Genomic DNA, 12,082 nt, shown 5'->3' on the forward strand with positions numbered 1-12,082 from the left:
TCATCCCGTGACGCCGCGCGCACCACGACGCCAACGGGCCGATCAAGCGAGAGGCGCCCGTCAGGTCTTTGACTTCATTCCGTAGACATGTTCCGCCGCCGGAAACGCACGGGTACGCACGTCGGCCGCGTAGCGTTCGATCGCCTCGTCGATCGCCGGACCCAGATTGCCGTAGCGGCGGACGAATTTCGGCGCCCGCGGCGACAGGCCGAGCATGTCCTCCAAAACCAGCACCTGACCGTCGCAGGCGGCGCTGGCGCCGATGCCGATGGTGGGGATCGCGATCTGCTGCGTGATCTTGCGCGCCAGCGGCTCGGCCACGGCCTCGATCACCACCGAGAACGCGCCGGCCTGTGCGATCGCCGCAGCGTCGTTCTCGATCGCGGCCCAATCCGCCTCGTCGCGGCCCTGCGCCCGGAACGAGCCGAGCGTGTTGATCGATTGCGGCGTCAGGCCGACATGGCCCATCACCGGGATGCCGCGCTCGCTGAGGAAGGCGACCGTCTCGGCCATCCGCGCCCCGCCCTCGAGCTTGACCGCTCCGCATTGCGTCTCCTTGAGGATCCGCACCGCCGCATGAAACGCCTGCTCCTTCGTGGCCTCGTAGCAGCCGAACGGCATGTCGACCACCACCAGCGCCTGGCGCGAGCCGCGCATCACGGCGCAGCCCTGCAGGATCATCATCTCCAGGGTCACCGGCACGGTGGTCTCGAAGCCGTGCATCACATTCCCGAGGGAATCGCCGACCAGGATCACATCGCAATGGCGATCCACCAGCGCCGCGGTATGGGCGTGGTAGGACGTCAGCATCACGATCGGCTCGCCGCCCTTGCGGGCGCGGATCTCGGGAGCCGTCTTGCGGCGGACGGTCGATTGCACCGACATCGCTACCCCCCGATGACGGGAATGCCGAGCACGACAGGATGGAACGCGAAGGCCAGCGCGAGATAGACGACGATGCCGACCACCACCGCGATCACGTCATTGCCAACGCCGCCGACCGGGATCGGCGGGCCGCCGGCGTCGGCGCGGCGCTTCAGCGAGATGCGGTCGAACACCGCCCATGCCAGGATCGAGCCGAACAGGATGATGCCGCCGAGATCGCCATTGGCGAGCAGATGCCCGAACGCCCACAGCTTCACGCCGGCCAGCATCGGATGCTTCAGCACGGTGTAGATGCGGCCGCGGATGTAGGCGGCGACGATCATGATCACCGCCGGCAGCATCAAGGCGAGATTGATGTGCTTGAGCGCCTTCGGCGGCGTCCAGACCTGGATCCAGCCGCCGTCGTGGCGGTACGCGGCAAAACCCCAGACGATCAGGGCGAGGCCGGCAAGGGCCACGACAGTATAGACGAGCTTATACGTGCCCTCGCCCAGCCGCGCGATGACCTTCGCGCGCGCCTCGCGCCGGGTCGTGAACACATGGGCGCCGAGAAACAGCACCAGCCCCACCACCATCACCAGAAGTCCCACGGCGTCCCCCTTCGCTTGCACGCGACCTGTGCGTGGGCATCGGTATCATTTCCGGGGGCCGCCTCGCAACGTGGCGCATTTCAACGTCAGGCACTCCCGCCCGCTCGCCGTCGTTCCGGGCCGGCTCGAAAAGCCGAAGTGGCATGACGGGCTATGCGGTCGGGAGATGGAGCACAGCGGACGACGCCATCACCGTTCCGACGTGTTCTTCAGATCGCGATTCTCGACATAGCGGATCGCGATCGGCCGGCCGGCGAGCGCACCGCCGAGTCCTTTTGTGAACTTCAGCGGCAGGCAGCCGTCGAGCGAGGCATTGATCGTCTTCAGATAGGTCGCGCGCGTGTCGGCCGGGGCGCCTGATGTCGTGAAGGTCACGCGTGGCGGCGCGATCATCTCGCCGGTCCGCTTGAAGCTGAAGCGCACCGTCATCTGCATCCCGGCGCGGGCGCTGTCCTCCGGCGGCGGCGTCCAGCACGCGCGCAGCGCTGAGAACAGATCGCCGATCGTGTCGAGATCGTGATCCGGCTTCTGATATTTGGCTTCCTGATCCCTGGCGGGCCGGCTCTCGATCGTGAGTTGCAGGTTCTGGCCATAGGGATAGTTCATCTCGGGAATACACGGCCACGGCCCGAAGACGCTGCAGAACGACGGCGTGCACGGCTGCTCGTCGAGCACGCTGCACGGCGTGTGCGCGAACGGCACCGGATTGATCTGCTGGCGGCGCGCGTCGGCGGCGACCGGAGCGGCCACCATCAGCAGGAGGAGCACGACGACACGGAGCATGGGACTCTCGGGCTGGGATGGACTCCAAGCTGGATCCGATCGCAGAATTCGCAAGCTCAATCCCGTTCACGTCTGCGCGTTCCGCGCCGCGAACGGCTCTCGACCGTAACAGCGGAACTCGGCTAGAACACGGCAGGATGCGACAGCAGACGGACGCGACGATGAGCCGCCACAGCGAGACCGTGATCAACGTCATCAACCCGAACATGACGGCGACGATGACCGAATTGATCGCCAAGGCGGCCCAGGCCAGCGCAAGCCCGTCGACGCGGATCGTCGGCCGCACCGCGCGGTTCGGCGCCGCCTCGATCGAGGGCCATTACGACGAGGCGATTGCCGCGGTCGGCATGCTCAAGGAGGTCGAGGCCGGAGACGCGGAAGGTTGCCACGCCCATGTGATCGCCTGCTTCGGTGATCCCGGCCTGCTCGCCGCGCGCGAATTGTCGGCTGTGCCGGTGCTCGGCATCGCCGAAGCTGCGATGCATGCGGCGAGCTTCGTCGCCACCCATTTCAGCATCGTCACGACGCTGTCGCGCACCAAGGTGATCGCCGAGCATCTCGTGCGCAATTACGGCATGGAGCAGCATTGCCGCAGGGTGCGCGCCGTCGACGTTGCCGTGCTCGACCTCGACAAGCCCGAGGCCAATGTCCGCGGCACGCTGCTCGGCGAATGCCGGGCGGCGCTGCGCGAGGACGGTATCGGCGCCATCGTGCTCGGCTGCGCCGGCATGGCCGATCTCGCGCACGACCTCTCCACCGAGCTCGGAATTCCCGTGATCGACGGCGTCGCCGCCGCGGTGCGCTTCGCCGAGGCGCTGATCGGACTGGGGCTGAAGACCTCGAAGCACGGCGACCTCGCCTTCCCGCTGCCGAAGGCGCGGACGACGCTCTGACTTCAACCTGTAGCCCGGATGAGCGTAGCCTGCCCACCTGGGGAGTTCCGCAACGACCATCGACGCGCCACATTGGGATCAACCCATGGAGCCGTCGATGCCCGATCTGTCCGCCCTCTCCTCACTGTCCTCCGCGCTGGCCGCCGCTGTTGCCGCCGCAGCGCCATCACTGGTCTCGGTCCATTCGCACCGCTCGCGCGCCTCCGGCTTCGTCTGGAAGCCGGGCCTCGTCATCACGGCGGACGAGACCCTCGCCGAGGAGGGCGAGATCGTGCTCGACTTCGCCGACGGCACGACCCGCCCCGTCACCATCGCCGGGCGTGATCACACCACCGACATCGCCCTGCTCCGCTTCCAAGGCAAGGATGTCGCGGCCGCCTCGCTTGCCGGCGGCGTGCCGCCGCTCGGCGCTCTGGCCATCCTCGTCGCCGCCGATCAGGGCAAGCCGGCCGCGGCGTTGGCGATGGTCTCGCAATCGGCAGGCGCCTGGCGCAGCCTGCGCGGCGGCGACATCGATGCGCGCATCGAGCTCGACACCAGGCTGCGGCACAGCGCCGAAGGCGGTCTCGTGCTCGACGCTGCGGGCCACGCGATCGGCATGGCCGTGCGCGGCCCGCGCCGGACGCTCGTGATACCCGCGGCCACGATCGAACGGGTCGCCAGCAAGCTCGAGACGCATGGTCGCATCGCTCGCGGCTATCTCGGTGCCGGCCTGCAGCCGGTCCGGCTCGACGATGGACTCGGTGCGATGATCATGAGCCTCGACAAGAGCGGCCCGGCCGCGGCCGCCGGCCTGCGCCAGGGTGACGTCATCACCGCTCTCAACAAGGAGCCGTTCAGGGGCATGCGCGCGATGATGCGCGAACTCGGTCCGGACAGCGTCGGCGCCGTCGTCGAGGTCGCAGCGCTGCGTGCCGGCGAGCCGGTGCAGTTCGCCCTGACCATCGGCGAGAGGCCGGCGTGAGCGAGAAGGCGCGCGCGCCGATCAGGATCGCGATCGCGGTCGATGATGCCGAGCTGGCCGACCGGCTGGCGGCGCTGCTCGGCGATGTCACGGGCCTGACGCTGGTCGCGCCCGGCGAGAGCGCCGACGTCGCCGTCGCGCCGTTGCATGGCAGTGATGAGGCGCGCAGCGGCGACGACAGGATCGACGGCCAGGCGATCGATGATTTTCAGCTCACCGCGCGCGAGCGCGACGTCCTGGCGCTGATGGCCGAGGGCTGCTCCAACAAGGAGATCGCGCGCAGCCTCGGCATCTCCGTACATACGGCGAAGTTCCACGTCGGCTCGCTGCTCGACAAGCTCGATGCAACGGGCCGGACCGATGCGGTGGCGCATGCGGCGCGGCGCGGGATCATCGAGCTGTGAGACCGCAGGCCGGCGCGGCGCGCTTCACGTCCTCGCGGCGAGCTACTTCCGCAAGCCGCTCATCACGCGGGGCAGCAGCGATGCGGCCAGCATGCGATAGCCCTCCGGGGTCAGATGCACACCGTCGACCTGATGCGGCAGGCCACGGAACATGCCGTTCTCGACCATCACGACCTTGATGCGGCGCTGCGCGGCCTTGGCCAACATGGCGCTGATGCTGCTGGCGCGCTGGTCGCCGACCCCTTTGCGGGCGTCGTTACCGCCGGGCTGCAGCACCAGCACGCGGGTTGATCCATCGACCGCGCTGTCGAAGCGGGACAGCATCCCGGCTGTGGTATCACCGTTGATGCCGGCGTTGGCGACGCTGACCCGAACGCCCTTGCCGTGGAGCATGGCCTCGAGCTGGGCCGGAAAATCCTCGCCGCGATTGACGCCCTTGCCATAGGTGTTGCTGGCGCCCAGCGCGACCACCTCGGCGGCGTCTGCCGCTCCGATCGCCGCGAACGCCAAGCCACACACAGCTAACAGTGCCACCATCTGGCGCCGGACAAGGCGGCCCAAAGATCCCGCTGGCATTTTCTTTTCCCCCCCGCTTGGTGTGAGAGGAAGCGTAGCTCACCAGTCGTCTGGTGAAAAGCGCGCGGCGCTACGGGTCTCATCACGCAGCATGCGCCAAGTCGACTGTGGAAGAGTCCTGTTTCTCTCTACGCGTCATTCCGGGGCGCCCGCAGGGCGAGCCCGGAATCCATTGAGCGACAGAACAAGAGGCAAAATGGATTCCGGGCTCATCGCTTCGCGATGCCCCGGAATGACCGGAGAGCAGCAGCGTCAGGCCTTCTTCTTCACGTCCTTGACGTTGGAGAACACGATGCCTTCGGCGCGTTCCTTGGTGTAGCCGAGATAGAACTCGTTCTTGGCCAGGAACACCGGATCGCCGTCGACGTCGTCGGCGACGCCGGAATTGTTGGCGGCGATGAACGCCTCGAGCTTCTTCTTGTCGTCGCACGAGATCCAGCGCGCCAGCGAGAACTCGGAGATCTCGAATTCGACCGGCAGCGAGTACTCGGCATCGAGCCGCACCTTGAGCACGTCGAGCTGCAGCGGTCCCACCACGCCGACCAGCGCCGGCGCACCGTCACGCGGGCGGAACACCTGCACGACGCCCTCCTCCGACATCTGCTGCAAGGCTTCCTTCAGCTTCTTGGCCTTCATCGCATCGGTGAGGCGGACGCGGCGGACGATTTCCGGGGCAAAGCTCGGCACGCCGACGAAGGTGAGATCCTCGCCCTCGGTCAGGGTGTCGCCGATGCGCAAGCTGCCATGGTTGGGAATGCCGACGACGTCGCCGGCGAAAGCTTCGTCCGCCACCGAGCGGTCCTGGGCGAAGAAGAATTGCGGGCTCGACAGCGGCATGGTCTTGCCGGTGCGTACCAGCTTCGCCTTCATGCCGCGGTTGAGCTTGCCCGAGCACAGCCGCGCGAACGCGATGCGGTCGCGGTGGTTGGGGTCCATATTCGCCTGGATCTTGAACACGAAGGCGCTCATGCGCGGCTCGGCGGCGTCGACCTTGCGCAGGTTCGACTCCTGCGCGCGCGGCGACGGCGCGTAGCGGCCGAGGCCTTCGAGCAGATCGCCGACGCCGAAATTGCGCAGCGCGCTGCCGAAATAGACCGGCGTCAGGTGGCCCTCGCGGAATGCCTCCAGGTCGAACGGCTTGCAGGCTTCCTTGACCAGCTCCAGCTCGTCGGTGATCTGACTCATGTCGAGATTGGCGTTGATCTTGCCGAGCTCGGCGATGTCGATTTGCTGCGCCGCGCCGGTCTTGGCGCCGCCGCCTTCGAGCAGACGCACGCCGCCGTCGCGGATGTCATAGGTGCCGATGAAGTCGCGGCCGCGCCCCACGGGCCAGGTCATCGGCGTGGTGTCGAGCGCCAGCGTCTTCTCGATCTCGTCCAGCAGATCGAAGGTGTCGCGGCTCTCGCGGTCCATCTTGTTGATGAAGGTGATGATCGGGATGTCGCGGAGGCGGCAGACCTCGAACAGCTTGCGCGTGCGCGCCTCAATGCCCTTGGCGGCGTCGATCACCATGACGGCCGAGTCGACCGCGGTCAGCGTGCGATAGGTGTCTTCGGAAAAGTCCTCGTGGCCCGGCGTGTCCAGCAGGTTGAACACCAGCCCTTCGAACTCGAAGGTCATCACCGAGGTGACGACCGAGATGCCGCGCTCGCGCTCGATCTTCATCCAGTCCGAGCGGGTGTTGCGGCGCTCGCCCTTGGCCTTGACCTGACCGGCGAGGTTGATGGCGCCGCCGAACAGCAGCAGCTTCTCGGTCAGCGTCGTCTTGCCGGCGTCCGGGTGCGAGATGATGGCGAAGGTGCGCCGGCGCGCGACCTCATCGGAGAGCGCGGAGCGGGACGGCTGTTCGGTCGTCAAACTTGTATCGGACATGAGGCGGCGGACGTCGTTTCGGGGCCAGAGAGCGGGCGATTTGATGGGAAAGGCGCGGGATCACGGCCGCCGCGCGCCCTCCATATAGGCGTTTTGCACCGCAACTCCAACCGGCGAGTTGCCCCTCGCCCGCCCCGGATCAGTGCCGGAGCACCGACACCAGCCAGAACGTCAGCGCCGAGACGATGGCCGAGGCCGGAATCGTGAAGATCCAGGCGTAGACGATCGATCCGGCCACGTTCCAGCGCACCGCGGAGGCGCGGCGGGCGGCGCCGACGCCGACGATCGCGCCGGTGATGGTGTGGGTGGTCGACACCGGCACGCCGAGGAACGTCGCCAGGAACAGCGTGATGGCGCCGCCGGTCTCGGCGCAGAAGCCCTGCATCGGGTTGAGCTTGGTGATGCGCAGGCCCATGGTGCGGACGATGCGCCAGCCGCCCATCAGGGTGCCAAGCGCCATCGCGGCCTGGCACGACAGCACGACCCAGAACGGCACCGTGAACTGCTCGCCGAGACGGCCCTGCGAGTACAACAGCACGGCGATGATGCCCATCGTCTTCTGCGCGTCGTTGCCGCCATGGCCGAGCGAATAGAGCGAGGCCGAGGCGAATTGCAGGATGCGGAAGGCGCGGTCGACCGCGAACGGCGTCGAGCGTACCGAGGCCCAGGACACGATCGCGACCAGGATCATCGCCAGCACCAGCCCGACCAGCGGCGACAGCACGATCGCGAGCACGGTCTTGGACAGGCCGCTCCACACGGTGGCCGAGATGCCGGCCTTGGCGACCCCTGCCCCGACCAGCCCGCCGATCAGCGCATGCGAGCTCGACGACGGAATGCCGGCGGCCCAGGTGACCAGGTTCCAGACGATGGCGCCGACCAGGGCAGCGAAGATCACCTGCGCGTCGACGATGGCGGGATCGATGATGCCGGTGCCGATGGTCTGGGCGACGTGGAGGCCGAACACGCCAAACGCCACGAAATTGAAGAATGCGGCCCAGAACACCGCATATTGCGGCCGCAGCACGCGGGTCGAAACGATGGTCGCGATCGAGTTGGCGGCGTCGTGCAGGCCGTTGAGGAAATCGAAGGCGAGTGCGACGGCGATGAGGCCGACCAGGATCGGAAGGCCGAGTTGAGCGTCCACGGCGCGGCCCTACCCTAGACCTGTTCGATCATGATCGAATTGATCTCGTTGGCGACGTCGTCGAAGCGGTCGGCGACCTTCTCCAGATGGTCATAGATCTCGGCGCCGACGATGAAATCCATCGTGTTGGCGTTGCGGTGCTTGAGGAACAGCTCCTTCAGCCCGATGTCGTGGAGATCGTCGACCCGTCCCTCGAGCTTGGTCATCTCCTCGGTGATCGCGGTGATCATCGGCACGTTCTGACCGATCGCCTGCAACAGCGGCAACGCCTTTCCGATCAGGTTGGCGCAGTCGACCAGCAAGGTGCCCATCTCGCGCATGGTCGGCTCGAACTCCTTGACCTCGAACAGCACCACGGCCTTGGCGGTCTGCTGCATCTGGTCGATGGCGTCGTCCATCGAGGTGATCAGGTTCTTGATGTCGCCGCGGTCGAATGGGGTGATGAAAGTGCGGCGGACAGCGGTCAGCACTTCGCGGGTGATGTTGTCGGCCTCGTTCTCGAGCTGGCTGACGCGCTGGCAATGCCTGAGGATGTCGTCGCCGCCCTGCAGCATGTCCTGCAGCGCATGGGCGCCTTGAATCACCACCTTGTTGTGGCGGGCGAACAAATCGAAAAACCGCTCCTCCCGCGGGAGGACGGCGCGAAACCAGTGCAGCATGGGACGAGATCCATCCATTCCGAAACGGGCCAGGGCCGGCCCGTCACAGAACTGTCATACTCCGGATCGCGCACCAGCAGAAGCGGTGGCCGGATCATCCACCGCTTTCTGCCCTTTCGACGATCTCTTTTCAGATCAATGACTTAGAGGGATCGCTTGAACAGATGGGCGATTTCCCCGACGACGCCGCGGCGGAAGGTGAGCACGCAGGCGACGAAGATCACGCCCTGGATCACCGTCACCCACTGGCCGAAGCCGGACAGATATTGCTGCATGCCGACGATCACGAACGCGCCGACGACGGGGCCGAACACGGTGCCGAGCCCACCGACCAGGGTCATGAGCACGATCTGGCCGGACATCCCGACCTCGACGTCGGTCAGCGAGGCATTCTGGGCGACGAACACCTTCAGCGCACCGGCGAGGCCCGCCAGCGTCCCCGACAGGATGAAGGCGAGCAGCTTGTAATGGTCGGTCTTGTAGCCCAGCGAGATCGCGCGCTGCTCGTTCTCACGGATCGATTTCAGCACCTCGCCGAACGGCGAGTTGATGGTGCGGAAGATCAGCAGGAAGCCGGCGAGGAAGCCGACCAGCACGACGTAATAGAGCACCGTCGGCTTGGACAGGTCGAGGATGCCGAACATCCGGCCCTGCGGAATGCCCTGGATGCCGTCCTCGCCATGGGTGAACGGCGCCTGCAGATAGATGAAGTACAGGAGCTGCGACAGCGCCAGGGTGATCATCGCGAAATAGATGCCCTGGCGTCGGATCGAGATGTAGCCGGTGATCACCGACAGGACGAACGATCCGGCGACGCCCGTCAGGATGCCGAGCTCGGGCGGCAGCCCCCACACCTTCAGCGCGTGGGCACTGCAATAGCCGGCCGTTCCCAGGAACATCGCATGGCCGAACGACAGCAGGCCGCCATAGCCGATCAGGAGGTTGAAGGCGCAGGCCAGCAGCGCGAAGCACAGCGCCTGCATGACGAAGAACGGGTAGAGCCCGGTCCACGGCACGATCGCCAGCAGCGCTGTCATGATGACGAACACGATCATCTCATCGCGCATCGCGCGCGGGGTGATCGGCAGGGTTGCGTCGGTGATGGATGTCATGTCAGGCCGCCCGTCCGGTCAGACCCGTCGGCTTCACCAGCAGCACCAGGACCATCAGAACGAAGACCACGGTGTTGGAAGCCTCGGGATAGAAATATTTGGTCAGTCCCTCGATCACGCCGAGCAGGAAGCCGGTGATGATCGAGCCCATGATCGAACCCATGCCGCCGATCACGACCACCGCGAACACCACGATGATGATGTGCTCGCCCATCAGCGGCCGCACCTGGTTGATCGGCGCCGACAACACGCCGGCCAGCGCCGCGAGCCCGACGCCGAGGCCGTAGGTCAGCGTGATCATGCGCGGCACGTTGATGCCGAACGCCCGCACCAAGGTCGGATTCTCGGTGGCGGCGCGCAGGTAGGCGCCGAGCCGGGTCCGCTCGATCAGGAACCAGGTCGCCAGACAGACGACCAGGGAGAATATGACGACCCAGCCGCGATAGACCGGCAGATACATGAAGCCGAGGTTCATGCCGCCGCGGAGCTGATCCGGGATCGCATAAGGCAGGCCGGACGAGCCGAAGAAGTTCTGGAACACGCCCTGGATGATCAGCGCCAATCCGAACGTCAGCAGCAGTCCGTAGAGATGGTCGAGCCCGGCAATCCATTGCAGCATGGTGCGCTCGAGGACCATGCCGAAGATGCCGACGATGATCGGCGCCAGGAGCAGCGCCCACCAATAATTGATGCCGCCGAGGTTCAGCAGGAAATAGGCGCAGAACGCGCCCATCATGTAGAGCGCGCCATGGGCGAAATTGATGATGTTGAGCATGCCGAAGATGACGGCAAGCCCGAGACTGAGCAGCGCGTAGAACGAGCCGTTGATCAGTCCGACCAGGAGCTGTGCGTAGAGGGCCTGCATCGTCTTGTTTCTGTTTTCTCTCGGCGTTTCCCAGAAGATGGCGGCCCCGGCGACGTTCAGCCGCCGGAGCCACAGCGGTTCATTTCTTCAACAAGGCGCACGCGCTCTTGTCGAGCGGCGTGAAGGCCTGGTCGCCCGGTACCGAGCCGACCAGCTTGTAGAGATCCCACGGGCCCTTGGACTCCGAGGGCTTCTTGACCTCGAACAGATAGGCGGTGTGGATGGTGCGGCCGTTCGGCTGGATCTCGCCCTTGCCGAACAGCGCATCGTCGGTCGGGATCGACTTCATCTTGTCGACGATCTTGACGCCGTCATGCGGGTTCTCGCCGAGCGCCTCCAGCGCCTTGAAGTAATGCATCAAGCCGGCATAGACGCCCGCCTGCACCATGGTCGGCGGCGCGCCGTTCTTCATGCGCTTGGCGAAGCGCTCGGAGAAGACGCGGGTCTGGTCGTTCATGTCCCAGTAGAAGGTCTCGGTGAAGTTGAGGCCCTGCGCGATGTCGAGCCCGATCGACTTGACGTCGGTCAGGAACAACAGCAGCGCGGCAAGCTTCTGGCCGCCCTTATTGATGCCGAACTCAGCCGCCTGCTTGATCGTATTGGTGGTATCGCCGCCGGCATTGGCGAGGCCGATGACCTTGGCGTTCGACGACTGCGCCTGCAGCAGGAAGGAGGAGAAGTCGGAGGTGTTGAGCGGATGCTTGACGCCGCCGATCACCTTGCCGCCATTGGCGGTCACGACCGCCGTGGTGTCGCGCTCCAGCGCGGCGCCGAAGGCGTAGTCTGCCGTCAGGAAGAACCAGGTCGAGCCGCCCGCCTTGACCAGCGCCTGGCCGGTGGTGTGCGCGAGCATGTAGGTGTCGTAGGTCCAGTGCACCGTGTTGGGCGAGCACTGCGCGTTGGTGAGATCCGAGGTCGCAGCGCCCGAATTGATGTAGACGCCGTTCTTTTCCTTGACGACGTTGTTCACCGCCAGCGCCACGCCCGAGTTCGGCACGTCGACGATGACGTCGACCTTGTCGACGTCGAACCACTGGCGCGCGATCGAGGTGCCAATATCCGGCTTGTTCTGGTGATCGCCGGAGATGACGTCGATCTTCCAGCCCTTCGCGGTGAGGCCGGAATCCTCGATCGCCATCTGCGCTGCGAGTGTCGAGCCGGGACCGCCGAGATCGGCATAAAGACCCGACTGATCGGACAGCGCGCCGATCTTGACGGTCTTGTCGCCGGCCGAAGCGACGCTGCCAGCGGCGAGAGTGAGTGCCGTTCCCAGCAGCAGCGACGCGATGAATTTGCTCTTCATTTCCAACTTCCAGAACTTTCCAAGAAAAC

The 12,082-nt window shown here is 65.9% G+C and carries 13 protein-coding genes; 3 read left to right on the top strand and 10 right to left on the bottom strand.

All coding sequences use genetic code 11. From position 1 onward, the window contains the following. Positions 1 to 60 precede the first annotated feature (60 nt). The 3 genes from panB to ACQR0U_RS08585 form a co-directional block, all read right to left on the bottom strand. Positions 61 to 885 (bottom strand): 3-methyl-2-oxobutanoate hydroxymethyltransferase, encoded by an 825-nt coding sequence (panB, locus tag ACQR0U_RS08575; RefSeq protein WP_315749907.1) that lies wholly within the window; start codon positions 883 to 885, stop codon positions 61 to 63. A 2-nt stretch (positions 886 to 887) separates the two neighbouring features. Further along, positions 888 to 1,475 (bottom strand): NnrU family protein, encoded by a 588-nt coding sequence (locus ACQR0U_RS08580; protein WP_315712484.1) that lies wholly within the window; start codon positions 1,473 to 1,475, stop codon positions 888 to 890. 189 nt (positions 1,476 to 1,664) lie between these two features. Further along, complete coding sequence (locus ACQR0U_RS08585; RefSeq protein WP_315826769.1) at positions 1,665 to 2,258, bottom strand: hypothetical protein; 594 nt, start codon at positions 2,256 to 2,258, stop codon at positions 1,665 to 1,667. 161 nt (positions 2,259 to 2,419) lie between these two features. Between ACQR0U_RS08585 and ACQR0U_RS08590 the strand changes: the two genes are divergently transcribed. The 3 genes from ACQR0U_RS08590 (at position 2,420) to ACQR0U_RS08600 (ending at position 4,519) form a co-directional block, all read left to right on the top strand. Continuing rightward, positions 2,420 to 3,151: an aspartate/glutamate racemase family protein gene (locus tag ACQR0U_RS08590; RefSeq protein ID WP_315712486.1), complete on the top strand. Its 732-nt coding sequence runs from the start codon at positions 2,420 to 2,422 to the stop codon at positions 3,149 to 3,151. 97 nt (positions 3,152 to 3,248) lie between these two features. Next, entirely contained in the window at positions 3,249 to 4,115 is an 867-nt protein-coding gene (locus ACQR0U_RS08595) for a S1C family serine protease (RefSeq protein WP_315826767.1), read from the top strand. Then, the gene (locus tag ACQR0U_RS08600; protein ID WP_315749903.1) at positions 4,112 to 4,519 is read left to right on the top strand and encodes a response regulator transcription factor; all 408 of its coding nucleotides are present in this window, start codon (positions 4,112 to 4,114) and stop codon (positions 4,517 to 4,519) included. Before ACQR0U_RS08595 ends, ACQR0U_RS08600 begins: the two co-directional genes overlap by 4 nt. A 42-nt stretch (positions 4,520 to 4,561) precedes the next feature. On the opposite strand, the gene ACQR0U_RS08605 is transcribed toward ACQR0U_RS08600, so the two are convergent. From ACQR0U_RS08605 to ACQR0U_RS08635, 7 genes are all read right to left on the bottom strand, one after another. Next, a complete protein-coding gene (locus tag ACQR0U_RS08605) occupies positions 4,562 to 5,038 on the bottom strand; it encodes a GDSL-type esterase/lipase family protein (RefSeq protein WP_316203610.1) in 477 nt (158 codons plus the stop codon). 309 nt (positions 5,039 to 5,347) lie between these two features. After that, positions 5,348 to 6,967, bottom strand: coding sequence for a peptide chain release factor 3 (locus ACQR0U_RS08610; protein WP_434872113.1), 1,620 nt, complete (start codon positions 6,965 to 6,967; stop codon positions 5,348 to 5,350). Between the two features lie 139 nt (positions 6,968 to 7,106). Continuing rightward, complete coding sequence (locus tag ACQR0U_RS08615) at positions 7,107 to 8,114, bottom strand: inorganic phosphate transporter (RefSeq protein ID WP_315749899.1); 1,008 nt, start codon at positions 8,112 to 8,114, stop codon at positions 7,107 to 7,109. A 14-nt stretch (positions 8,115 to 8,128) separates the two neighbouring features. Further along, positions 8,129 to 8,773 (bottom strand): DUF47 domain-containing protein, encoded by a 645-nt coding sequence (locus tag ACQR0U_RS08620; RefSeq protein WP_315712494.1) that lies wholly within the window; start codon positions 8,771 to 8,773, stop codon positions 8,129 to 8,131. A gap of 143 nt (positions 8,774 to 8,916) precedes the next feature. Next, positions 8,917 to 9,885: a branched-chain amino acid ABC transporter permease gene (locus ACQR0U_RS08625; protein WP_315712495.1), complete on the bottom strand. Its 969-nt coding sequence runs from the start codon at positions 9,883 to 9,885 to the stop codon at positions 8,917 to 8,919. A 1-nt stretch (position 9,886) separates the two neighbouring features. Then, positions 9,887 to 10,750 (bottom strand): branched-chain amino acid ABC transporter permease, encoded by an 864-nt coding sequence (locus ACQR0U_RS08630; RefSeq protein ID WP_315712496.1) that lies wholly within the window; start codon positions 10,748 to 10,750, stop codon positions 9,887 to 9,889. 79 nt (positions 10,751 to 10,829) lie between these two features. Next, positions 10,830 to 12,053, bottom strand: a complete 1,224-nt coding sequence (locus tag ACQR0U_RS08635) for an ABC transporter substrate-binding protein (RefSeq protein WP_315712497.1) — start codon at positions 12,051 to 12,053, stop codon at positions 10,830 to 10,832. Positions 12,054 to 12,082 lie beyond the last annotated feature (29 nt).

Source organism: Bradyrhizobium sp. HKCCYLRH3097 (genome assembly GCF_051167875.1).
Taxonomy (GTDB): domain Bacteria; phylum Pseudomonadota; class Alphaproteobacteria; order Rhizobiales; family Xanthobacteraceae; genus Bradyrhizobium.